Source organism: Prevotella sp. AGR2160 (assembly GCF_000424185.1).
In the GTDB taxonomy this organism is placed as follows: domain Bacteria; phylum Bacteroidota; class Bacteroidia; order Bacteroidales; family Bacteroidaceae; genus Prevotella.
In genome coordinates, this window is the sequence record NZ_AUJK01000005.1 from 124469 (window position 1) to 150470 (window position 26002).

The following is a 26002-nucleotide window of genomic DNA, read 5'->3' on the forward strand; positions in this document are numbered from 1 at the left end:
AAACAATTAAACCACGAGACTCGTACCGACCATCTTGGCCAGTCCGTTACGGACGATCTGCATGTCACGGTACTGTTGCATGAGGTCTTTCATACGCTCAGGATCCCGACTGTTGGCAAGGATCTCCTGCCGCAGTTCCAGGAGCCGTTTCTCTACCACCTGCAGTTTGAAATTCAACACGAGTTTCTCAGTGTCCTGCCGGACCGCGTCACGCTGGCTCTCCGTCTGCATCGTGACCGGCAACGAGAGAACATCCACACTCATGTCAGCGGCCAGTTTGCTGATGGCAGGATCGGGATGCTGCGTGAAATAATGTTCGGCACGGAACCCGTCCTCACCGATATGCTCCACGCACTCCTGCAGGATCTGCTCATAGAGTGGTGTCTGGAAATGGAGATCATCATTGCCGAGGACAATAGCGATATACTGTGCCACGGGGAGAGACACGGGATTATCATCGGCATCACGGACCGTCATGATCTCCTCGCCATGACAGATGACAAGTCGGATCAGGTCACGTTCTATGCTCTGTTCCTTCTGTGATAATGGAGAGACAGCATGAGCACGGGCACGCTGGGCCTCAGCGCTGCCGGCAGCGGCGGCAGCCCGCTGCTCGGCACTGCCACGGACAACGGCCTGTTCACCGTTCTGCCGGTATTCCTGCCGCCGTTCCTCCTTCCGCCGCTCATCCTGTGCGGAACGGATAAACTGGTTCATCTGCCGGATCAATGTTGCCTCATTGATCCCGAAACGCTGGGCACAGTCATGAAGGTAGGTAGCACGGACGATCTGATCCGTGATGACGGAGATACTCTTGATGATGGAGTTGATGGCTTCCGACCGTTTGATAGGATCCGTGATACCCCGCAACAGCACGTCACTCTTGAAAGCGATGAAATCCGTCTGATGGTCCTCCACATATTTCCGAAACTCCTCAGCTGTATGACTACGGGCGAAAGAGTCAGGGTCATTGCCGTCAGGCAGGACAAGGACCTTGATATGCATGCCTTCCTTCAACAGCATGTCCGTACCCCGCAGGGCGGCATGGATGCCGGCGGCATCACCATCGTAGAGCAGGATAATATTCGAGGTGAAACGATGGAGGAGGCGGATCTGGTAATAGCTCAGTGCCGTACCGGAGTTGGCCACGACATTCTCTATACCGCACTGGTGCATGGAGATGACATCAGTATATCCCTCCACCATATAGACACAGTCCTCTTTGGCAATGGCTTTCTTGGCCTGATAGATGCCATAGAGCTCACGCTCCTTGTGATAGACCTCACTGTCGGGAGAGTTGACATATTTCTGGGCCACGCCCTTTGTCCTGCTGTCGAGGACCCGTCCACCGAAAGCGATGACTTTCCCGCTCACGGAGAACCAAGGGAAGATGGCACGGCCGGCAAAGCGGTCGACAAGGCTGCCGTTGTCTTTCGCATAGCAGAGACCTGTCTTCGTGAGAAACTGCGGTTGGAAACCTTTCTTCCTGGCCTCCGCGGCAAGGGCCGAACGTTCGGGAAGGGCGAAGCCGAGGTGGAACTTCCGGATGATATCATCGCGGAAGCCCCGCTGCCGGAAATACTGCAGTCCGATGGCGATGCCGTCGACATCGTCATGCAGGATATGCTCGAAATACTGTGCGGCCCACTCGTTGACAATGAGCATGCTCTCACGCTCACCCTCCTTGGCCTTCTCTTCAGCACTGAGCTCACGCTCCTTGATCTCGATATTATATTTCTTCGCGAGCCACCGCAAGGCTTCCGGATAGCTCATCTGCTCCAGTTCCATGAGGAAGTTGACGGCATTGCCTCCTTTTCCACAGGTGAAACAGTGACAGATGCCCCGGGAAGGGGAGACGGAGAAAGACGGATGGGTGTCGTTATGAAACGGGCACAGGCCGATATAGTTCACCCCACGCTTCTTCAGTGAGACAAACTCCGAGACGACATCGACGATATTCGTCGCCTCCATGATTCTGACAACAGTCAACCGATCTATCATATCTGCAAATTTAAGCAGATTTTTTCAAAAACACAAATAAATAGAAAGGATATTGCCCTAATCTTTTGCCTGATGTTGGTAAAATGAAAAAAAATGACTATCTTTGTGGTGTCAAACAAAAGACAGGAAACTATGATACATACTGGCGAAAGATATATCAATCCATTGACCGACTTCGGTTTTAAACGAATCTTTGGGACTCCGTTCAACCGTGATTTGTTGATCAGTTTCCTCAATGCCGTACTTGATGGGGAAAGGAATATTGTGGAATTGAAATACAATAACAGCGAGAAGTTCGGCACTAACGAAAGTCAGCGCAAGGCCGTATTCGATGTATACTGTACCACTGACGACGGAAGTCGTTTCATCGTAGAGATGCAGAATGTCTACCAGGACTTTTATAAAGACCGGTCTATATTCTATTCCACATTTCCCATCACTGATCAAGCCAAGAAAGGTGTATGGAACTACGAGTTACAACCGGTATATACTGTAGGGGTTCTTAACTTCGCATTTCCTGAAGATAAACGAAGTGATGATAGTGGGATCTTCCGCGAAGTGAAACTCATGGATATCAACCGCAAGGAAGTGTTCTATGACAAACTGACTTATATCTATATCGAATTGGCCAATTTCAATAAAGAGTTAGAGGACTGCAAGTCAATGATAGACAAATGGTTATTCTGTCTTAAGAACATGTCTAACCTCCTGGAACGTCCCACGGAGTTGCAAGGCCGCGTCTTTGAGAAACTCTTCAAGACCGCCGAGATTGCCAAATTCAAGCCTATGGAATTGAAAGCCTACGAACAGAGCATCGGTGCATACCGGGATATTGTTAACGGCATGGATGCCGCCAAGCGGGAAGGCATTGCAATAGGCGAAGCTAAAGGACGCGCGGAAGGATTGACTGCCGGGAAATTGGAGATGGCAAAAGAGATGGCGAGAAAATTAAAAGCCGCCGGCGTGTCGGATGATATCATTCTTCTGAGTTCCGGTCTTACGATGGAACAATTGAAAAAGCTTTAACCCGTATCATTCATAGATCCTTTTGTAGGTGGCCGCCATGTTGCGGCCACGCACGATCGATAAGAAAGTCAATATTTCAACAAATTCTTTTTCACCACCCGCCCCCACGGTTTGATGACATCATCCGTCCAAGGGCCCGTTGCCGCCGCTCTCGGGAGCAACATCGAGCAGGTCTCGTTCTTGTCCGACAAGGACCAGTTGACCCAACTGACTTTCAACTGTTCCAACAGCGTGATCCATTTGTCGTATTCCTCAATATTCAGCGGACCATCACCGGAAGCCTCCATTCCCGCACACTCACTGACAAAGACAGGCAGGCCACCCTCCACGGCCTTCTTCAACCGGTCACGGAGATAATCCTTATGGGTGCCGGCATAGAAATGAAGCGTGTACATCACATTCGTCACACCCGTCAGCGGACTGGCAGCAACCTTATCGATATCCTGATCCCAATGGGGACAGCCCATCAAAATGACATTGTCGGGATCATTCTTGCGGATAGCCGCAATGACTTTCACGGCATAACGTTTCAGCTCGTCCCAGGAGTCATTCACCGGCTCATTGTACAGTTCATAGATGACATTGGGATATTTCCCATATTTCGCCGACATCTTCCCGAAGAAGTCAGCCGCCTCAGCAGGATAACAGTCATGGGCATGCCAGTCGATGATGACATACACTCCGTTCTTGATCGCCGCCTCGATGACAGGCTCGATACACTGCAGGGCAAATTTCGGATTCTCCAGATAGTTATCCTCAATCTTCACGCCCATGGCAGCACGGATCACCGTGGCATGCCAGTCGTGTGATAACGTCTTGACGGTACCGGCATTATAGAATCGCGGCCAAAGGTTATGCCAGCCAAGACTGACGCCACGCAACACCACGGGCTGCCCTTTCTGATCACAGAGTTGGACACCACGAACCTGCAACTGTCCCCAACGCTTTACGGGAGTCTCTGCCATTGACAAAAGACTGCAGAGGCAGAATAAGAATAAAAAGATTTTCTTCATTTGTTGATAAGTATGAATGATTGTTTCTGATATCGGTCACGATTAATGACAGAAGAATTTTCTCGTTGACAAAGTTAATCATTTTCTTGCTTTCCAACGTCCTTTTTCTTAACCATTACTGACACATTTCCACAGGACACCGTTCCTTTTGAGTCAGTCCTGCCTTCTTCCTCCTTATTTTTTCTATGTCAAAAGTGGTCATGATTCGCTTAGAAATCAGCATTCGTATATTTGGGCGCAAATACGAGAATTATGGAGCATATGGCAATTCATTGATTATCAAACAAATAAAGACACGCCTAATTTCAGGGAATTCCGTCTTACATAAATATCCGCAAAATCATGCAATATCAAGCCTTTTATACAATGGATATGCAAGAAAACAACTTCTTTTCCGCTTGTAAACAACGTGTTTTCGGGTCGTAAACAACATAGATAATTTTTTCTGCACGATGTTTACGAAATTTTCTTCGAAAGATAGAAAAAATTGATTTGAGGATTGTAAAGTACAGTTGACAGTTAGCAAACTTTTTTTCTAGAATGAGAAACCGAAGTAAGCAGAAAAAAGTGTACGTTTTGAGTCATTCAGCTTTTCTCCTGACTGTTTTTTAACATCGTAGGGACATGATCAATCATGTCCCTACAACATTACTCCACCGCCCGGATCTTCACGCCGGCATCCGAGAGTGCCTTCAGCAGACCATGATCACCGCCGAGGAGGGCAGCATCAAGGATGAAGAGCGTAGGCTGCTGAAGAGACAGGCTCTTCACTTTTCCTGCCAGGGTTGACATACAGCCCACACGAGGACAGACCGGGGAAGCACCCTGCATTGCAGCGGCGACACCTCCGAGATCACGGAGCTTATAGGCACTGACCGCCTTATCGAGTTGGGCAAGGCGGGCCTGATAGTCACTGAGGACGGGACGGAGGACGGCCATCTGCTCACTCGTTGTCATTTCCTCCAGCTGACGGGCCATGCGACGTACCGGACAAAGGCCGTACATCGGCATCAGGTTCTTTTGTGCCTGAGCCTTGAACCACTGGTCGAAGGTATGCGTAGGATCATATTCGCCCATGTGACTGCCGACAAAAATCAGCTGATCCAGTTTGTCAGCAAGGGCGACAGGGGTCAGACTGCCATAGACATTCCGGATGGCAGGATTGTCAATACCGATTCCCTCGTATCTCTTGAGGATCGTGTTGAGTGCGTTCAGATCATCCTCGGAGAGATACTGGCGGATATTCTTCCCCGCAGGGAGCTCGCGGGCTGCCTGGAGGACATTGACGCTGTCGGCATCAGGATGCGTGAGGAAAACCATCTGATCTGTATGCTGGATGGCGGCCTTCACAGAATCGTCTGGGTCAATGATGCCCAGGGGGTTAAGGAACTTCATCGTAGCGACGACATACGACGGCTTCGCGGTAGAATCCGTTGGGATCATACGGTAAAGGATCTGCGCGTTTGCTGCGACTGTCATGACAGCCATCAGCAGGGAAAGAATCATTTTTTTCATTGTCTAAAAATTGTTTTTAAAGATGTAGTGAAAAGTCCAAATTTACATATTGAGCAAAGTATTATTTTCCATTAGTATAGTAATGAGCATAATTCTTGAATGGCTCCGTGATGACATTCACGGAACGCTCCTCATAGACATTTCCGAAGGGATCTGTTGCCCGCACCTTCACGAGGGCACCCTTCCGCTTCGGAACATAAACGAAGAGATGATTCATGAGCAGATAACCATTCTGCTTACTGATGAAATGGTAGTTCACGCTCTTGGAATATTTATGATGATAACCGGTGGCAAAAGCATCCTGGCCCTTACTGCTGATCCGCTCCATGGGATAGCGCTGGCCGTCTTCAATGGCAACGACCTTCCAACGGGAATCGGCATTGAACACATTCGCTATGATGGCGCCTTTGCCACGGGGGATAGCCCAGTCGGTGGCATAGCTCTCGCCGTTGAAGTCGGTATCGGCGTGGAAGAGCGTCATCTGCTTGTCGGCCGGCCAGAAAGTTCCCTTGTAATAGTCACCGACGATCTCTCCGTCATAGAAGCTATATACGTAATAGCCATTCGGTGTGCCACAGATATTGATATTGCTCTGCCAGATATTCCCGCAGGCGGCAGCATGACAGTGTTCCATGAGATGCTGCCCCTGAAAGTCTATCTCGTGGTTGATGGCGAAATGCGTATGACCGCAGAACAGTTCAAAACCTCCCTTGAAAGGAGCCAGCATCTTCAGCAACAGCGAGAGGTTCGACGACGCGTAATGGCCTTGCTCCGAAGCGATATCCAGCGGCGTGGCCTGACGCCACGGATTATTACCGAATGTCAGGGGGACATGATAGCACAGAATCACTTTCTTGGCGTGGGAGGTCAGTGCGAGATCCTGGCGCAGCCACGACAGTTGACGCTTCGTTAACTGTCCGGGGGAATAATAGGCTTGGTTGCGATAAAACCAAACGTCATTGAGACAGACATAATGTTCGTTGCCACGGTCAAAGCTATAATCTTCGGGACCGAAACTTGCCTCCCACTGACGACGGTAGAGCGCCTTGCCATCCTGGTCATGATTGCCAATCACGGAGAAGAGAATCATCCGCGTAGAACCCATAGCCTGACGGATCTGACGTTCCAAGACAGCGTTATAACCGCCATAATACTGCACATCATCACCCATGGAAAGTCCATAAACGGGCATCTCTGACGGTAGGTTGCTGATGGTCTGCCGGATATCGGCCATCGTCTGATTCGTAAAACGCCAGAGATCGCTCTTCTTGACGGGATTGTCACTGGCATCCGTATAATAAGGGCTGATGGCATTCGTGATCTGTGGATCGCCGAGCACAAAGAGCTTATAATATTTCTCCACCCCACCCTTCAGACGGGTCAAAGTGAAGTTGTATGTCCGCTTGCCTTTCTCTAAAGGAAGATAGACGCAAGCAGTGTGGTCGTCATGGGAATGCACCGGGATCGCACAGAATGCCGGTACCCGATACCATACGAAACGGGCGGCCGCAAGGGGCTTCATCCGGTATTCACCATTACTGTCCGTCGTCACGCACTGGTAACTGTCGGAGACGACGACACCCACCATCGGACGGCCCTGACGGTCGGTGAGACGGCCGTGGATTGTGTCGGACACCACGGGCCGCGCAGCTGCCTGTAACTTTCTCAACATTTGCACACGCGTCTGCAACTGACGTCCGACGAGGGCAGAGAGAGAGTCGAGGGCATGAAAATCAGAAGAAGGTTTCTCCCCGTCTGCCTGACATCCCTGCATAGCCATGACAAGGAATGAAAAGACCAGAAAGAGAAAAACCTTCTTCATCATGAGCTGTATTGTTTGCAGGAACATGATTCATCATGTTCCTACCTATCTTTAGAATTCTGCGTTCTTCGGTGTACGCGGGAACGGGATGACATCACGGATGTTCTGCATACCTGTCACGAAGAGGATCAGGCGCTCGAAACCAAGACCAAAGCCGGCATGCGGACAAGAGCCGTACTTACGGGTATCGAGGTACCACTTATAATTGGCCTCATCCATACCGCGGCGCTCCATCTCTGCCGTGAGCTTGCCATAGTCTTCCTCACGGACACTGCCACCGATGATCTCGCCGATACGCGGGAAGAGGACATCGGTGCCCTGCATCGTCTTGCCATCAGGATTCTTCTTCATATAGAACGCCTTGATCTCCGTGGGATAGTCAGTCATGATGACCGGGCGCTTGAAATGCTCCTCCACGAGATAGCGCTCATGCTCGGAAGCAAGATCCATGCCCCAGCCCGTCACGGGGAACTCAAACTTGTGACCGTTCTTCTGTGCCTCCTCGAGGATCTTGATTCCCTCGGTATAAGGCAGACGGACAAAGTCTTCCTTGATGACGCTCTGCAGCGTCTCCAGCAGATGTTTGTCGATCATCTTATTGAGGAAGGCAAGGTCATCCTGACAGTTCTCCAGGGCCCAGCGCACGCAGTACTTGATAAAGTCCTCTTCGAGATCCATCAGTTCGTCCTTGTCCATGAAGGCGATCTCTGGCTCGATCATCCAGAACTCTGCGAGGTGACGCGGCGTGTTGCTGTTCTCTGCGCGGAAAGTAGGACCGAAGGTGTAGATGGCACCAAGAGCGGTAGCGCCGAGCTCACCCTCCAACTGTCCGGAGACGGTGAGATTCGTCTTGCGACCGAAGAAGTCAGCGTCATAGTCTACCTTCCCTTCCTTGGCACAACGGTCGAGATCGAGCGTCGTCACCTGAAACATCTGTCCGGCACCCTCAGCATCACTGGCCGTGATCAGCGGGGTATTGAAATAGTAGAAACCGTGATCGTGGAAATATTTATGGATGGCAATCGCCATGTTATGACGGATACGGAAGACAGCACCGAACGTGTTCGTACGAAGGCGGAGATGAGCATACTTACGCATATACTCAAAGCTCTGACCTTTCTTCTGCATCGGATAGTCATTGGGACAGAGACCATAGATCGTGATATTCTTGCTCTGGATCTCCACGCTCTGACCCTTGCCCTGACTCTCTACGAGGACACCCTCACAAGCGATGCATGCACCGGTGGTGATAGACTTCAGATCCTCCTCAGACATCGTCGACGGATCGACGACGAGCTGGATATTCTTGATGGTGCTGCCATCATTCAAGGCAATGAAATCCACGGCCTTGGAAGAACGATGGCTGCGCACCCATCCTTTTACTAAGATGTCTTTGTTTACGTCGGTGCTGCGAAGGGCATCAACGACTTTTGTTCTTTTCATTCTTGTGTTTGTTTATTCTGTCGTTTACTCGAAAGCACCCATACGGAGCATGTCAACTTCCTTCTCCGTAAGGAAACGCCAGTCACCACGACGGAGTCCCTTCTTCGTCAGACCGGCAAACTGTACACGGTCAAGTTTCACAACGCGATAGCCAAGGCTCTCGAAGATACGGCGAACGATACGGTTCTTGCCGCTGTGGATCTCAATGCCCACCTGCGTCTTGTCCTTCTCGTCGGCATACTGGATGTCATCGGCCTTGATGTCGCCGTCCTCGAGGGTAATACCCTCCTTGATCTGCTCCATATCGTGAGCTGTGACAGGCTTGTCGAGATGTACGTGATAGACTTTCTTCTTCAGGAACTTCGGATGCGTGAGCTTGCTGGCCAGATCACCGTCGTTGGTGAGCAACAGGACACCCGTGGTATTACGGTCGAGACGGCCGACAGGATAGATACGCTCGGGACAGACATCCTTCACGAGATCCATCACGGTCTTGCGCTGCTGGGGATCATCGCTTGTCGTGACATAACCCTTAGGCTTGTTGAGCAATACATAGACCTTCTTCTCCAACGTCACTGGCTGATCGTGGAACTTCACCTCATCGGAGCGCAGCACCTTCGTACCGAGCTCGGTGACGACATTGCCATTGACGGTGACGACACCACTCTGGATGAACTCATCGGCCTCACGACGGGAACAGACACCAGCATTGGCCAGGAACTTATTCAGACGGATCGGCTCATTGGGGTCGACATTCTCTTCCTTATATTCTATACGCTTCTTCAGACTGTACTTGGCATTGGGATCATACCCCGGAGTATGCTGACGGGGCTGGAAACCACGCTGCGGACCTTTGTTATAACCACCCTGCTGCGGACGACCGTAACCGCCCTGACGCTGATAGCCACCCTGCTGCGGACGACCGTAGCCGCCACGGCTCTGATAGCCACCCTGCTGCGGACGACCGTAGCCACCACGACTCTGATAGCCATTCTGACGGGGCTGATAACCACCCTGACGAGGCTGGTAACCACCCTGCTGAGCCTGATAGCCGTTCTGCTGACTATCATCACCATTCTGGTTGTAACGGGGACGATAGCCACCCTGCTGACGGGGCTGATAACCGCCCTGACGGGGCTGATAGCCGCCACGACTCTGATAGCCATTCTGACGGGGCTGATAACCACCCTGACGAGGCTGGTAGCCACCACGACTCTGATAGCCGTTCTGACGGGGCTGATAACCGCCCTCATGAGAAGAATGCTCATTATTACTTGCGCCTCCCAAGGCTGCGCCGAATCCCTCCGGACGGAAACCGCCCTCACCGGAAGATTGACCACGGTCACTGCTATAAGCGCGCTGAGCGCCGATACGCGGACGGTGAGGACGCGCTCCCGGAGTTGTTGTACCATGATAGTTTCTCTGGTAAGAGCTGCTGCCTGCAGGTGCGTAGCCCTCGCGGCTGCTGTCGTTCTTCTCTACAGGTGCTTCCTGTGTTTTGTTGTCTAATTCCTGATCCATAATGGAAATTAATTAATGAGTCTCTCCGATTTCCTTTTCTTCAAAGGACGTACTTTGATCACTCAAAACAGCCGGAAGAGACCATAAAAAATTAAAAATTAAATATTAAAGATGATTTATAAAGATGATTACCTATTTTACATACCCGTATAGTTGTGCGGCGTGATGGCCATCAGCTCCTTCTTCACGCTGTCACTGACCTGGAGATCCTGAATAAAGGCATGAATGGTCTCTTCGGTCATGTGCTTGTTTGTACGCGTCAGCGCCTTCAGCGCCTCATAGGGATGGGGATACCCCTCACGGCGCAGGATGGTCTGGATCGCCTCTGCGACAACGGCCCACGTATTGTCAAGATCCTCATTGATCTTCTCCTCGTTGAGGATAAGCTTACGCAGACCCTTCAACGTGCTCTGGATGGCAATGATACTATGACCCATGGGGACACCGATATTGCGGAGTACCGTTGAATCGGTAAGATCACGCTGCAGACGACTCACAGGAAGTTTCATGGCCAGGAACTGCAGAAAGGCATTGGCAATACCCAGGTTGCCTTCACTGTTCTCGTAGTCAATGGGATTGACTTTATGAGGCATAGCACTGGATCCGACCTCTCCGGCCTTGATTTTCTGCTTGAAATACTCCATGGAGATATACATCCACATATCACGGTCGAGATCGATAATGATCGTGTTGATACGGCGCATGGCATCGAAAACAGATCCCAGATGGTCGTAGTTGCTGATCTGCGTCGTCCACTGCTCACGCTCCAAGCCGAGCTTCTCACTGACGAAGCGGTTACCAAAAGCACGCCAGTCGTAATCAGGATAGGCGACATGATGGGCATTGAAATTGCCCGTAGCGCCACCAAACTTCGCCGTGAGTTTACAAGCTTTCAGCGAATTCAGCTGTTCGGTGAGACGATAGACGAAGACTTCGATCTCTTTACCCAGACGTGTAGGAGATGCCGGCTGCCCATGGGTCTTGGCAAGCATGGGCACATTTTTCCACTCCTCAGCATATGTCTGCAACTGATCAATAAGTTCCTGTACTTGTGGGTAGTAGACATGATTCAAGGCCTCTTTCAGGGAAAGGGGAACACTCGTATTATTGATATCCTGAGAGGTAAGACCGAAATGGATGAATTCCTTATAGGTCTCAAGGCCGCCGATAGCGTCAAACTGTTCCTTGATATAATACTCCACAGCCTTGACATCATGATTTGTCACCTTCTCGATGTCTTTCACACGTTGGGCACCCTTCTCATCGAAGTTGCGATAGATATCGCGAAGACGATCAAAGAGAGCATGGTCGAAAGAGGCCAACTGCGGAAGAGGAAGCTCGCATAACGTGATAAAATACTCAATCTCTACACGTATACGATAACGAATAAGCGCATACTCGGAAAAGTAGTCTGCTAAAGGCTCTGTCTTACTTCTATAGCGTCCGTCAATAGGCGATATCGCTGTCAATTGATCCAATTTCATAGGTGATCTGTTAATTATATGTCTGATTACCGTGCAAAGGTAATCATATTTCTTGATTTTACAAAATTATCGTTCCGAAAATCAAGCTACTTCCCACTTTTTTATATTTTTTTGTTGAAAGTAGGCTTCTCTCTTTACCTTTTTACTTCTTTACTTTTTTACTTCTAAAAAAAATTCCCCGCAGCACCCGAAGGCACCACGGGGAAAACACCCCTAAGTGGGCGTTGACGGATTCGAACCGCCGACCCTCTGCTTGTAAGGCAGATGCTCTAAACCAACTGAGCTAAACGCCCGTCTCTTAAAACGGTTGCAAAGGTAGCACTATTTTTTCAAACAGCCAAATTTCGCTCCGCTTTTTTCTAAAAAAATGTCCGGGAGAATGATTCCCCCGGACACGTATAAGTTGTAAGTCTCGATTATTCAACAACCTGAACTGTTGCACGGCGGTTGAAGGAGATCGGAGAGAGCTCAGAAACACCACCATGAGCCTTCGTAGTGATGTTGTCACGCTTTACACCCATCTCAACGAGCTTGTCGGCTACGACATCAGCACGCTTCTTGGACAGCTTCTCGTTAACTTCCTTGGAACCCGTAGCGCTATCGCAATAGCCCTCAACGAGCATCTTGGAGTTGTTGTCCTTAGCATACTTAGCAAGAGCGCGGACATTAACGATATCCTTCGGGTTAGCAACAACGGCCTTGCCCAGATCGAAGAAGACGCTCACCGGAGTGGTGATGAACTCCTTGACAGACTCAGGCTGCTCAGTCGGCTTCTGGTTTGCCAGGAGGTTCTTCAGACGATCATTCTCTGCGTTAGCATCGTCGAGCTGGCTCTTCAGAGCGTCGAGCTGAGACTGATACTGTGCGTTCAGCGCGTCTACATCAGGAACCTTGTTCCAAGTAGCCTTACCCAGGTCGAAGTGCAGACCAACCTCTGCATACAGACGGTTGTCGTGAGAGGTCCAGCCACGGAGGCCGTTAGTGCCCTCATTGCCATCGATATCACCCTCGAAACGGTCCCAACCGGCTTCTGCATAGATCTTGAAGTTCTTGCAGATCTTCCAAGTAGACTGGATACCGAGAGAGTAGTTCATGGAGTAGAGATCGTAAGTCATCGTACGACCCATACCTGCACCTGCGAAAGGAATGACGTTCCATACGCGGTTCTCATTGTAACCGAAGAGCAGATTGCTCAGGTTGAACATCACCTGCTCGTTGACACCCCAGTAACGGTTCAGCGTGCCTGTTGCCTTGCCCTTAGCGTCAGCATAGACATTCTTGCCCCAGATACCAGCGACCTTCGTACGAAGACCGATGCCCGGAGTGAACCACTTACCAACAGCGATGGAAGCACCGGGGTTGGAACGGAACTTCTTGAACGGGCTGGCGGGCAGATCGTGACCATGCTCCTGGCCAGAGTACCATGCGTTCCAGTTACCACCTACTTCAACAAACCAATTGCTCCAGAAAGAGTTGGTAGCGACACTATACTGCTGTGTCGGTGTTGCTTCCTGTGCCATACCTGTAAGGGCGAAAGCACCGAAAGCCAAAGCTAAACATAACTTTTTCATAACCTTATTTAAATTTAAGTGTATAATTTCTTTCTTCTATGTCCTTTCTCTATGAATTCACGCTGCAAAGATACGGATAATATCTTAAACTTTCAACATTTTTCAAAAAAATATGTTCTTAAGAGAGATTTTTTTCTTTTTTTTATCTTTTTCATCCCAACAATCGAACCATTTCTGACTCTTTCAGAATACACAAAATCCGTTTACCGTCAGGAGTATAATTCATATTCGAACAGGAGAATAGTTGATTGACAAGATTCTCCATCTCTGCATTACTCAGAATCTGACCATATGGTATGGCTGCCTGACGTGCCAGAGAGGAGGCCAGCGCCTCGAAGATCTCTTCCTTCACGGAAGTACCTTTCTCCACCGCTGCCGCCGACAGATCCTCCACCAGTCTGACGGGATTGAGACCTTCAATGCCTGCAGGGACTCCATTGACGGCAAAAGAGCCATCTCCCAGGTTGGAGAGGTCGAAGCCCAGATCATGCAGACCTTCGAGGATCTCATGCTCCACCGTCTGGTCTTTCACCCGGAGCGTGACGACCTCGGGGAAAAGGACTTTCTGCGTCTCCGCCGTATGCTGACGGAGCTGACGGAGATACTGCTCATCAAGAATCCGCTCATGGGCACGGTGCTGATCGATAATCATCAATCCACTCTTCACCGCAGTCATGATATAACGCCCCTTATACTGGTAATGGTCAGGAGCCTTATCACTAAGCAGAACAGCGGTGGCTGTCCGTTCCTCATCGGCAGGAGACGGCTGATCGTCATCCTTGCCCTGTCCGGTGGCCGACGACGTAAACAACTGTCCCACACTGGCGTCTTGGGAGACCGGAGAAAAGCCTTGTCCTCCCTGTCGTAGTCCTTCATAGAGTTGTTCCCATTGGTCGGGGACCTCCGGCTGTGAAGTAGCCGGCGTGTCACGAAACGGATTATAACTGGGATTATACGCTACTTTCGGGGCCACCGCCCCACTCTGCGGATCGTATACGGGAATCTCCGGCTTTCCCTCTGTATCGAAATCTATCGTCGGGACATCACTGAACATACCGACCGCCTCTTTCACAGCTGCAGAGAGAACCTGCCAGATGGCCTGCTCGTTCTCAAACTTGATTTCCGTCTTCGTAGGGTGGATATTCACATCGATATTCTTCGGATCCACATCAAAGTAAAGATAATAGGGCACTTGCATTCCCTCTGGGACAAGACGTTCGAAAGCCGACATGACTGCCTTGTTGAAATACGGATGTTTCATATACCGTCCGTTGACAAAAAAGAACTGATGGGCGTTCTTCTTCCGCGCTGACTCTGGCTTACCGACAAAGCCGCTGATCTTACAAAGGGAAGTTTCTACGGAGACATTGAGCAGATCCTGATTCATCTTCCTTCCAAAGAGATCAACGATACGTTGCCGACGGTTGCTCTGACGAAGATCATAAAGTTCCGTACCATTACTATGAAACGTGAAATGAATCTCCGGGTAGACGAGGACGATACGTTCGAAAGCCGTGAGGATATTGTTCAGCTCCGTGGTATTCGACTTGAGAAACTTTCTCCGTGCAGGAACATTATAAAAGAGATTCTCTACCAGGAAATTACTGCCTACAGGACAAGACACCGGCTCCTGACCGACATACTTGCTGCCGGCTATCGTGAGCTGCGTGCCAATCTCCTGATTCGCCTGACGCGTCTTCAGAATCACCTGGGCAACAGCTGCAATAGAGGCAAGAGCCTCTCCACGGAAGCCCATCGTATGAAGGTCAAAGAGATCGGAGGCCTGACGGATCTTCGATGTGGCATGGCGCTCGAAACTCATACGGGCATCCGTCTCCGACATTCCTTTACCGTCATCAATGACCTGGATCGACGTACGGCCGGCATCAACGACAAGCACGTGGATGGTCTTCGCCCCGGCATCAACGGCATTCTCCACCAATTCCTTGATGACGGAGGCCGGACGCTGGATCACCTCTCCCGCCGCGATCTGATTGGCGACAGAATCGGGCAACAACTGTATGATATCACTCATAAATACACTTATAATTTTTGTAATGGCGCCTCATGACGATGAATGATTGTCAAGCGCCCATTGCCCTTGCCCTTCCAGTTGAAGATATCATCCTTGTTCTTCGGACGAAGTTCCTCAAACCAGGCAAAATTGGGCAGATGATACTTATCAGGTGGAATCTGAGAGATCGGATAGAGCGTTCCTGTGGACTTCGGTGCCCAGATCTTCTCCAACTTCTGATGTGAATCAATAAACATACGCATGGTGTCCGTCTCCAGGTAGTTCAGGCCGACAAGTGACGAGTCCTTGTCATTCTGAGGATAATAGACACTCCGCACATTTCCGACCGCCTCCGTCTCACGGATCTTTCCCTTAACAAAATAGGCATGCATGACCTTTGAAGTCAACTGATTATAATGTTGACCGTCCGGCATCTTCTCCACCGATAAGGCCTGACCGATGACATCAGCACGACGCACGGTAGAGTCCTGCAACCAGATCTTCATCCTTTCCCCAAGAATCTGGCGGTTGTCACTCCATGCGATAGGATCCCCGTAGAGAATGGCACAAGTATCGCGCGTGTTAAAGACCATCGAGTCACAGATAGCCTGGACATCACGCCGAAAGGCCTGTACCTTGTGATAGGCATGGATCTTACGATACATCGAGTCGGTATTGATATGGAACGTATAGATCTTCATGGAGTCGGAATGGGCATAAAGGGTATCCTTCTGAGAGAAATCCATCGCCACCGGACGACGGGTGGCAAAGCCACGCCCGGTTCGCTCATGATAGCGGAGAATGCCACAATTCAAGGCCTGCTTGTTCTTGTAGTCAACGAAATGCACGTTTCCCGTGGCCCAACTCAATCCGTTCTTGACATAGTTCAGCGTATCGGCGACAATCTTTTTCTTGCCGTCAATAATCGTAGAACGTCCATAAAGCTGTGCCTGGTTGGTCCGGGTATTGAAAAAACCATTGGACGTCTCTATCGTACTCGTTTTCGTAATGATCCGAGAACCGGGACCGACTACGTGGGCACGGGAGCGAAGGACATCATAATATAAGGTATCGGTAGTGATAGTACGACCGGGACTGCGGAGATGTACCTTATAATAGAACACGGCATTACGGGTATCAGTATGGTATTCTCCCCAGTCAGAGCTGAGATGATCCCTGCCATCCACAAGACGACCGCCATCGAAGAAATAGGCGATGTTATACATCCGGTCGAAGTTCAGGCTGTCGGTATAGAGCACCTGGTTGTGGTGATGGAGCACAACATTCTTGCGTGCCGTCATCATCTGACCAGCGCCATCATAGGTGGCCCGGTCACAACGCAGGGAAAGCAAATTCCCTTCATGATAATACACATGTCCGAAAGCTCTTACAGAGTTAGACTCTTGAAAGTAATAGGCACTGTCACACGACAACCTCTTATTGCCTTGACGGAAGGCGACATGACCTTTCACGATCTGAGCGCCGGGAACGGCACCAAACTGATCATAACTCAACTCGTCGGCATGGAGGAGATAGACTCGCTCATCCGATTTCTTACGTCTCTCATGATGCGGAGCCGCATAGACAGAGACGACAAGAAACAAAAAAACGCATAGACCCGCTATCGCAGCGAATCTATGCTGATGTATTTTTAATGTTACAAAAATATGAAAAATCATTATTTAATCCAACCTTCGTATTCGTAATTACAATTCTTAAAACTATCGTCCATCCGAACATACGTATGTTTGATCTTGTCCACTACCCAGTCGTGGAGCACCTTCTCCTTCTCCTTGGCCTCAACGATATCTTTCAACGTTTGAAAATCCTCGGAAAGAGTGGCACGGTGACCGTCGACTCGGTCTTTCAGCTTGACAATAGCGCAGGTCGTCTTACCACGACTGTCGATCATCTCAAAAGCCTGGGAGACCTCACCGACCTTTAACGTGTCGACAACACGGGCGATCTCCGTTGGCAGATCCTTCATCTGGAAACGGGATGTACGGGAATTGGAGGAACTATTGACCATCAGACCGTGATTGTTCTTCGTATCTTTGTCATCGGAGACATAGACAGCAGCATCCTCAAAAGAAAACTTTTTATTGCGGATGTCATCAGCAATGGAATCGAGACGATAGATGCCGGCATCGATAGCCTCGGGAGAGACCTTCGGCTTCAACAGGATATGACGGACTTTGATCTTATCGCCGCGCTTGTCAATGAGCTGAATGATATGATAGCCGTATTCACTCTCTACGATCTTTGAGATTTTCTTCGGATCAGTGAGGTTAAAAGCCACGGCAGCAAAGGCGGGATCAAGCATGCCTCGACCGACATAATCCATCTCACCACCCTGACGGGCACTACCGGGATCCTCACTATAAAGTCGGGCAAGCGTGGAAAAAGTCGTCTCTCCCTTATTGATACGGTCCGTAAAATCACGTAGCTCATCCTTGACACGGTTGATCTCCGTCTGAGGAATCTTCGGATGCTGGGCGATCAACTCTACCTCCACCTCTGTGGGTACAAAAGGCAGGGAATCCTGAGGGAGGTTCCGGAAATAATCACGGACCTGGGACGGCGTCACCTTCACATTCTCTACAAGTTTCTGACGCATCTTCTGAATCAACTGGCGATTCTTGAAATCGTCATGCATGGACTGACGGATCTTCGTGATGCTCATCTTCCGATATTCCTCCAGCTTCTCACGGGAACCAACCATCTGTACCCAGTAGTTGATCTGTTCGTCAATACCTTGGGAGATCTCACTCTCACTGACCTGAATACTGTCCAGGGCAGCCTGATGAAGGAAGAGTTTCTGTACGGCAAGTTGCTCGGGGATCTCACAGTCCGGATCACCTTTATATTTAATCCCCTCGGCCTCACTCTGCAGGCGCGTCATCTCTATATCCGACTTCAGAATAGCCTCATCACCAACAACCCATTCTACAGCGTCAATGACGGAATTCGGATTGACAAGTGCCGAAGAGTCGACAGACACGGCTGTCTTGGCAGCAGTGTCCGTTACTGACGAGTCGGGCACTGCAAATGACAGAGCTGCCGACGGATGAACGCCAGAGGCAAAGAGGGCGCCGGAGACCAAGCACACGGAGAACCCAAAGAGAAGCTTTGTTGCTGATTTCATTGACAAATCGCTTTAATGCTTATTGACTGTGGCAAGAACTTGTTCGTTAACTTCCACAGGATATTTCTTTCGAAGGGCTTTCACCCATTCTTTTTCCAATACATTCTGGTAGTCGCTGACGACCTGGGCGCGGACATCCTCGTAACACTCCGGGCCTTTCTTCAACAGTTTACCATAGGTCGCATCAATAGGATAATCCTTCATCGACCGGAATGTGGTATCTTTATGGAACACCTGCTTGTCGACAACACCATTATCACCCTCCTTGAAGATACCTTTCTCCACACGGATACGAATGATGGAGTCGTTGTTGAAAGTCTTGCGAAGGATATCGGCCCACTGATCGAAAGGATGCCCTTTCACACTGTCACGGACCCGCTCCACATCAGCGGCATCCTTCACATGATAAGCGATACCCTTAAAGTGTGGACCATCAGTCCAGCGGTATTGTTTCTTATGTTTCTTATAATATTTTGCCAGACCCTGCTCGTCCTTGGCGGCCTTGTCCCACACAAGACGGTTGCTCATCTCATAGAGCAACAGACCATCGTGATATTCCTGAAAAAGATATTTCAGATTACTGTCCTTGGCAGCAAGTTCCTGAGCACGACCATCCAGAAAATCCTCGCGGTCCACTCCCTTTGCCTTGGCCAAAGAGTCAATATTTTCTTTGGCAATGACATCACGAAGATGGCGTGCTTCGATAAATTGATGAATGTCTGCTCTCACTGAGTCATAGGGGAAAAAATCCTGATGATCCTCCAGACGGATGATATGCCAGCCGGCAGCCGAAAGGACAGGCTTGCTCGTCTGACCTTTTTTCATCGACCATACCGTATTCTCAAACTCCGGAAATGTCTGTCCCTTGGCGATCAACGGCATCAGACCACCCTTTGAGGCAGTACTCGGATCCTGCGAATATTTCTTCGCAAGAGCAGCGAAATCACTACCCTTCTTTTGAAGGACGGCATAGATAGAATCTATACGGGCCTTGATCTCGTTCTGTTGATCTTTTGTGGCACGCTGGGGTACCATGAGAAAGATATGCCGAACCTTCATCAGGCCACCATTATCATTGATACGGTCGGCCGTCTGATGATAAATCTTCTGTGCCTCACGCTCTACATCAGCTGCTGTGACAAAAGAAGAGAGCAACTGTTGGTCGCGATAGCTGTGATATTCTTTTTGAAAAGATGTCAAGGTATCAAGATGGGCGTCAAGAGCAGCCTGGACCTTCAATTTATAATTGACAAAAAGGTCAACATACTCACCGACCGTCTTCTTGTCGATGACACCCTCGGTATTATTCTTGTTATATGAATATTCAAACTCAGAACGACTGACGGGCTTGCCGGCAATGGTCATCACCACAGGGTCGTTTTGAGCAGAAACCATGCCCCCAGAAAGGAGCATGGCTGCTAACAAAAGATAGATTCTCTTCATTTTTCGTCTTATTCCGATATGAAGGTGACAACAACGTCACACTTATTCAGGGCGACTGTAGTTGGGCGCCTCACTCGTAATCGTAATATCATGGGGATGGCTCTCCAGCACACCGGCATTGGTGATGCGGACAAACTTGGCATTGTGGAGCGCCTGGATCGTACCAGCACCACAGTAGCCCATACCACTACGCAGACCGCCCATGAGCTGATAAATCACTTCCTGGACGGTACCCTTGTAAGGAACACGACCGGCAATACCCTCCGGTACGAGCTTCTTGACATCCGTCGTAGCACTCTGGAAATAACGGTCCTTAGAACCATTCTTCTGTCCCATAGCCTCCAAAGAGCCCATACCACGGTAGCTCTTGAACTTACGACCGTTATAAATAATGGTATCACCGGGGCTCTCCTCCGTTCCGGCTACGAGAGAACCTATCATAACACAGTTTCCACCGGCAGCAAGAGCCTTCACGATATCACCGCTATAACGCAGTCCGCCATCAGCGATGAGAGGCACATCCGTATCCTTCAATGCAGAATAGACATCATAGACCGCACTCAACTGAGGTACACCGACACCGGCGACGACACGCGTCGTACAGATGGAGCCCGGGCCGATACCTACCTTTACAGCATCAGCACCATGCTCAACGAGGAACTTGGCTGCTGCGCCAGTAGCAATATTACCCACGACGACATCGATGTTCGGGAAGGCAGCCTTCACAGCCTCCAACGTACCGACGACACCCTTACTGTGTCCGTGAGCCGTATCGATAACGATAGCGTCAACACCAGCATCCACGAGAGCCTGAGCACGCTCAAGACTGTCCTTCGTCACACCGATACCGGCAGCGACACGCAGACGTCCCTTGTCATCCTTGCAGGCCATAGGTTTGTCCTTGGCCTTGGTGATATCTTTGTAAGTAATCAGACCGATGAGGTGATTCTCGGCATCGACAACAGGAAGCTTTTCAATCTTGTTCTCCTGAAGGATCTGTGCAGCAGCTTTCAGATCTGTCTGCTGATGGGTGGTGACGAGATGCTCGGAAGTCATGACATCATCCACCTTTTTGTCAAGGTGACTCTCGAAACGGAGATCACGGTTGGTGACAATACCCACGAGATGATTCTCCTCATCAACAACGGGAATACCACCGATATGATAGTCATGCATCATGTCAAGAGCATCCTTGACCGTAGAACCGCGACGGATAGTCACCGGATCATAGATCATACCATTCTCCGCACGCTTTACGATGGCAACCTGACGGGCCTGCTCCTCAATGGTCATATTCTTATGGATCACACCGATACCACCTTCACGCGCGATAGCAATAGCCATCGCACTCTCCGTGACCGTGTCCATTGCCGCTGTGACAAAAGGCACGTTCAACTCGATATGACGGGAGAAACGGGTTTTCAACTGTACTTCCCGGGGAAGTACCTCAGAATAAGCTGGAATCAAGAGGACGTCATCGAAAGTGAGGCCGTCCATCACAATTTTATCTGCAACAAATGATGCCATATTGTACTTTTAAAATTTATTGCGTGCAAATTTACTCATTTTTTTTCAAACAGGCGTCCTTTTCCATTCTCCTTTAAATGTATTTAACGGTATAAGAGGACGTTGCCAAACAGGTCTCTTAGTTAGCCTGTTCGGAGAGGAACTTGATACGGACAAGACGGATCTCATCCTCCGTATAGTCTCCTCCTAGTTCTTCAACAGCTGTATCGAGATCATCGGTCTCCGACTCCATGAAATAATCATAGATATCATCGACATGATCATCATCCATCACATCATCAATGAAATAGTCGATATTGATTTTCGTTCCACTGTATACAATGGCTTCTATCTCATCGAGGAGCTCTTCAAACTCCAACCCTTTGGCCTCTGCAATATCATCGAGAGGAATCTGGCGGTCAATAGCCTGGATGATCTGCACCTTCAGCATACTCTTCTTGGCAACTGTACGCACTCGCAGTTCCTCCGGACGCTCAATGTCATTCTCCTGACAGTATTTCTTGATAAGTTCGATGAACTTCTTTCCGTAACGTTTGGACTTTCCGGCACCCACGCCCTGGATTTGCTGCAACTCCTGCAGGTTGACAGGATACATCGTCGCCATCTGCTCCAAAGACACATCCTGGAAAATAACATACGGAGGAAGACCCGCTTTGCGGGCCTCATCACGGCGCAGGTCCTTCAACATCTTAAAGAGAACGCCGTCCAGCGCGTCTGTAGCACCATCTCCGGTTGTTTCCCGAGGCCCATCATCCTTATATTCATGATCCTCCACAATCTGGAACGAGGTGGGCTTCTTAATAAACTGACGACCGGCGGATGTGAGTTTCAACAGACCGTAGTTTTCCACATCTTTCTTCAGATAACCGGCAATCAGAGCTTGTCGGATAACAGGATTCCACAGTTTGTCATTCTCATCTTCTCCCGCACCGAACTCCTCCAGCTCATCATGATGGTGAGAGACAATATTGTCTGTGGCTCGTCCTTTCACAAAATCAATGATATAGTCCTGACGGAAATTCTCCTTCACGGCAGCGACAGCCTTCAACACGATCAGCAATAACTTCCCGGCTTCGATCTTCTTCTTCGGATGGAGACAGTTGTCACAATTACCACAGTTATCTTTCGGATATTCCTCACCGAAATAATGCAGGAGCATCTTCCTACGACATACTGACGACTCCGCATAGGCTGCCGTCTCAGCGAGAAGTTGACGACCAATATCCTGCTCAGCAACAGGCTTGCCCTCCATGAACTTCTCCAACTTTTTCAGATCGTTATAACTGTAGAAAGCAATGCAAATTCCTTCACCGCCATCACGACCGGCACGGCCTGTCTCCTGGTAATAGCCTTCCAGGCTCTTGGGAATATCATAATGGATGACAAAACGCACGTCAGGCTTGTCAATACCCATACCGAAGGCAATGGTTGCCACGATGACATCGATACGCTCCATGAGGAAGTCATCCTGTGTCTGTGAACGTGTCGCGGAGTCAAGACCGGCATGATATGGTGCCGCCTTGATATCATTGACTTTCAACACCTCCGCCAATTCCTCCACCTTCTTGCGTGACAGACAGTAGATAATGCCACTCTTTCCTGGATGCTGCTTGATGAACTTGACGATCTGCGTATCAATATCTTTCGTCTTATTGCGTACTTCATAGTAGAGATTAGGACGGTTGAAAGAGCTCTTGAACTCTTTGGCTTCAGGAATACCAAGCGTTTTCTTGATATCCGAACGCACCTTGTCGGTTGCCGTTGCCGTCAACGCAATGATCGGCGCACGGCCGAGGATATCCACGGCCTTACGGATATTCCGGTATTCAGGACGGAAATCGTGGCCCCACTCAGAGATACAATGAGCCTCATCAACGGCATAAAAGGAGATCTTCACATCCAGAAGGAAAGAGAACTTCACCCGCTTCACCGTCACCGTGTTACCATTCTCATCTTTTTCCTCCTCTTCCTTCAACAATGACTCAGGAGCCACATACAACAGTTTGGTATGTCCACTGAGCACGTCAGCCTTTACACGCTCGATCTCTGCCTTGTTGAGGGAGGAGTTGAGATAATGGGCCACACCGGGGACCTCACTCATGCCGTTGATGACATCGACCTGATTCTTCATCAGGGCAATCAACGGAGAGATGACGATGGCCATACCGTCCATGATCAGGGACGGCAACTGGTAACAGAGACTCTTTCCTCCTCCGGTAGGCATGAGTACGAACGTGTCGTTACCAGCCATCAGGTTCTTGATAATCGTCTCCTGGTCACCTTTAAACTTGTCAAAGCCGAAATAGTGTTTCAGTTGCTGTGTAAGATTGATATCTTGTGCCATAATTGCCACATTGGTTCCTTAGTTTGTTGTCAAAGGAAGGTGCCGCGAGGGGGGGGGCACCTTCCCGAAAAGGTTATGCCGACTGCTGCAGTTTCTGCAGGTTGGCTTTGTCGACTTGCTGCTTGGCATAGTCGAGGGTTACCTCAAATTTCTTTGCCCTGGAAGATGGTTTCTCGTACATCGCATCGATCATGATAGCCTCAACGATGGAACGGAGTCCACGGGCACCAAGTTTATACTCCAAAGCTTTATCCACGATAAAATCAAGAGCCTCCTCCTTAAAAGTAAGCTGAATACCATCCATAGCAAACAGTTTCTCATACTGACGGAGAATAGAGTTCTTCGGTTCCACGAGGATACGACGCAAGGCCGTACGGTCCAAAGGCTGCAGATAGGTCAGCACGGGAAGGCGACCGATCAGCTCGGGGATAAGTCCGAAGGACTTCAGATCCTGTGGGAGGATATATTTCATCAGATCACCGGTATCGATCTTCCGTACGTTCTGCACACTCTGATAACCAACGGTATGGGTGTTCAGACGCTGAGCGATCTTCCTTTCTATTCCATCAAAGGCGCCGCCGCAGATAAAGAGGATATTCTTGGTATCGACAACGGTATATTCCTGATCAGGATGTTTGCGACCTCCCTTTGGAGGAACATTGACCTTCGTACCCTCCAGGAGTTTCAGCATGGCCTGCTGCACACCCTCTCCGCTGACATCGCGCGTGATCGACGGGTTGTCACTTTTTCGTGCGATCTTATCGATCTCATCGACAAAGACGATACCCCGCTCGGCTGCCGCCACATTATAATCAGCAGCCTGAAGCAAACGGGAGAGGATACTCTCTACGTCCTCACCGACATAACCGGCCTCCGTGAATACCGTGGCATCAACGATGGTGAAGGGAACATGGAGGAGTTTGGCAATGGTACGGGCCAGAAGGGTCTTTCCTGTTCCCGTCTGACCAACCATAATGATATTACTCTTCTCGATCTCCACACCGTCGTCATCCTTCGGCTGAGCGAGACGTTTATAATGATTATAGACGGCAACGGAAAGATGACGCTTGGCATCATCCTGACCGATAACATACTGGTCCAGATAAGCCTTGATCTCCTTCGGTTTGGGAACCTTCTTCAGATCCACCTCTTCTACTTCTCCCTTCGACTTCTTACCAGGAGCATCAAGAACCCCTGCCTGCTGACAGATCTGATAAGCCTGCTGAGCGCACTGCTCACAGATGAAGCCATTCAGACCGGAGATCAGGATCTTCACCTGACTCTCGTCGCGACCACAGAAGCTACATGTTTTTTTAGCCATTGTATCTATTCTCCTTATTTCTTACGCGTCAGCACCTGATCAATCATGCCATAAGCCTTGGCCTCCTCGGCAGTCATCCAGTAGTTACGGTCACTATCCTGATAGACCTTATCATAAGGCTGATGAGAATGATCGGAGATGATGGTGTAGAGTTCTTTCTTGAACTTCAGAATCTCCTTGGCCTCTATCTCGATATCGGAAGCCTGTCCCTGCACGCCACCGAGCGGCTGATGGATCATCACGCGGCTGTGAGGCAGGGCGGAGCGCTTACCTTCCTGACCGGCAACGAGGAGGACGGCAGCCATGGAAGCGGCCATACCCGTACAGATCGTAGCGACATCAGAAGTGATGAACTGCATGGTATCGTAGATACCGAGGCCGGCCGTAACGCTACCGCCGGGGGAGTTAATATAGATCGACACATCCTTACCGGGGTCCGTAGAGTCCAGATACAGGAGCTGTGCCTGGAGCGTATTTGCCGTATAGTCGTCAATCTCCGTACCCAGGAAGATGATGCGGTCCATCATCAGACGGGAGAAAACATCCATCTGCGTCACATTAAGCTGACGCTCCTCAAGGATATACGGGTTGAGATACTGCTGCTGTGCCTTGACGACATCGTCAAGCACCATGCCATTCATTCCCAGTTTCTGGGTGGCATATTTTCTAAAATCGTTATTCATGTAAGTTCCTTTTCTTTTTATTTTAGGGATGTTTGATATACCTTTCGAAGACGAAAAGAGAGGTTATCGACCTCTTCTTCTTCATTCGTAGGAACAAAGATAATAAAAAAAGTCGATAACCTCTCAGAA

17 protein-coding genes and 1 tRNA gene are annotated in these 26002 nt (G+C 49.7%); 1 reads left to right on the plus strand and 17 read right to left on the minus strand.

Annotation, left to right across the window (positions count from 1 at the left end; all coding sequences use genetic code 11):
* Positions 1–6: 6 nt before the first annotated feature.
* Positions 7–2001, minus strand: a complete 1995-nt coding sequence (gene dnaG, locus G604_RS0105315; RefSeq protein ID WP_028909654.1) for a DNA primase — start codon at positions 1999–2001, stop codon at positions 7–9.
* Between the two features lie 132 nt (positions 2002–2133).
* Here dnaG and G604_RS0105320 point away from each other — a divergent pair, with 132 nt between their 5' ends.
* Positions 2134–3027, plus strand: coding sequence for an Rpn family recombination-promoting nuclease/putative transposase (locus tag G604_RS0105320; protein ID WP_028909655.1), 894 nt, complete (start codon positions 2134–2136; stop codon positions 3025–3027).
* Positions 3028–3095: 68 nt separating this feature from the next.
* Here G604_RS0105320 and G604_RS0105325 read toward each other — a convergent pair whose 3' ends face one another.
* From G604_RS0105325 to clpP, 16 genes are all read right to left on the minus strand, one after another.
* Positions 3096–4040 (minus strand): glycoside hydrolase family 5 protein, encoded by a 945-nt coding sequence (locus tag G604_RS0105325; protein ID WP_028909656.1) that lies wholly within the window; start codon positions 4038–4040, stop codon positions 3096–3098.
* 648 nt (positions 4041–4688) lie between these two features.
* Positions 4689–5555 (minus strand): TraB/GumN family protein, encoded by an 867-nt coding sequence (locus G604_RS0105330; protein ID WP_028909657.1) that lies wholly within the window; start codon positions 5553–5555, stop codon positions 4689–4691.
* 61 nt (positions 5556–5616) lie between these two features.
* Positions 5617–7380 (minus strand): calcineurin-like phosphoesterase C-terminal domain-containing protein, encoded by a 1764-nt coding sequence (locus G604_RS13645; RefSeq protein ID WP_196801091.1) that lies wholly within the window; start codon positions 7378–7380, stop codon positions 5617–5619.
* A 48-nt stretch (positions 7381–7428) separates the two neighbouring features.
* Entirely contained in the window at positions 7429–8820 is a 1392-nt protein-coding gene (asnS, locus tag G604_RS0105340) for an asparagine--tRNA ligase (protein WP_028909658.1), read from the minus strand.
* A 24-nt stretch (positions 8821–8844) separates the two neighbouring features.
* A complete protein-coding gene (locus G604_RS0105345; protein WP_028909659.1) occupies positions 8845–10341 on the minus strand; it encodes a pseudouridine synthase in 1497 nt (498 codons plus the stop codon).
* A gap of 137 nt (positions 10342–10478) precedes the next feature.
* Entirely contained in the window at positions 10479–11825 is a 1347-nt protein-coding gene (gene purB, locus G604_RS0105350) for an adenylosuccinate lyase (RefSeq protein ID WP_028909660.1), read from the minus strand.
* A 218-nt stretch (positions 11826–12043) separates the two neighbouring features.
* Positions 12044–12118, minus strand: a tRNA-Val gene (locus G604_RS0105355).
* A 123-nt stretch (positions 12119–12241) separates the two neighbouring features.
* The gene (locus G604_RS0105360) at positions 12242–13396 is read right to left on the minus strand and encodes an OmpA family protein (protein ID WP_028909661.1); all 1155 of its coding nucleotides are present in this window, start codon (positions 13394–13396) and stop codon (positions 12242–12244) included.
* Positions 13397–13547: 151 nt separating this feature from the next.
* Positions 13548–15431: a DNA mismatch repair endonuclease MutL gene (mutL, locus tag G604_RS0105365; RefSeq protein ID WP_028909662.1), complete on the minus strand. Its 1884-nt coding sequence runs from the start codon at positions 15429–15431 to the stop codon at positions 13548–13550.
* Positions 15432–15439: 8 nt separating this feature from the next.
* The gene (locus G604_RS0105370; protein ID WP_028909663.1) at positions 15440–17089 is read right to left on the minus strand and encodes an OstA-like protein; all 1650 of its coding nucleotides are present in this window, start codon (positions 17087–17089) and stop codon (positions 15440–15442) included.
* Positions 17089–18555, minus strand: coding sequence for a peptidylprolyl isomerase (locus G604_RS0105375; protein WP_028909664.1), 1467 nt, complete (start codon positions 18553–18555; stop codon positions 17089–17091). The genes G604_RS0105370 and G604_RS0105375 overlap by 1 nt, the downstream gene beginning before the upstream one ends.
* 12 nt (positions 18556–18567) lie before the next feature.
* A complete protein-coding gene (locus tag G604_RS0105380) occupies positions 18568–19998 on the minus strand; it encodes a peptidylprolyl isomerase (protein WP_036904669.1) in 1431 nt (476 codons plus the stop codon).
* Positions 19999–20040: 42 nt separating this feature from the next.
* Positions 20041–21525, minus strand: a complete 1485-nt coding sequence (gene guaB, locus G604_RS0105385; RefSeq protein ID WP_028909666.1) for an IMP dehydrogenase — start codon at positions 21523–21525, stop codon at positions 20041–20043.
* A gap of 118 nt (positions 21526–21643) precedes the next feature.
* Positions 21644–23869: a DNA helicase RecQ gene (gene recQ / locus G604_RS0105390; protein ID WP_028909667.1), complete on the minus strand. Its 2226-nt coding sequence runs from the start codon at positions 23867–23869 to the stop codon at positions 21644–21646.
* Positions 23870–23942: 73 nt separating this feature from the next.
* Entirely contained in the window at positions 23943–25190 is a 1248-nt protein-coding gene (gene clpX, locus G604_RS0105395) for an ATP-dependent Clp protease ATP-binding subunit ClpX (RefSeq protein ID WP_028909668.1), read from the minus strand.
* A 14-nt stretch (positions 25191–25204) separates the two neighbouring features.
* A complete protein-coding gene (gene clpP, locus G604_RS0105400) occupies positions 25205–25873 on the minus strand; it encodes an ATP-dependent Clp endopeptidase proteolytic subunit ClpP (protein ID WP_028909669.1) in 669 nt (222 codons plus the stop codon).
* Positions 25874–26002: the final 129 nt, after the last annotated feature.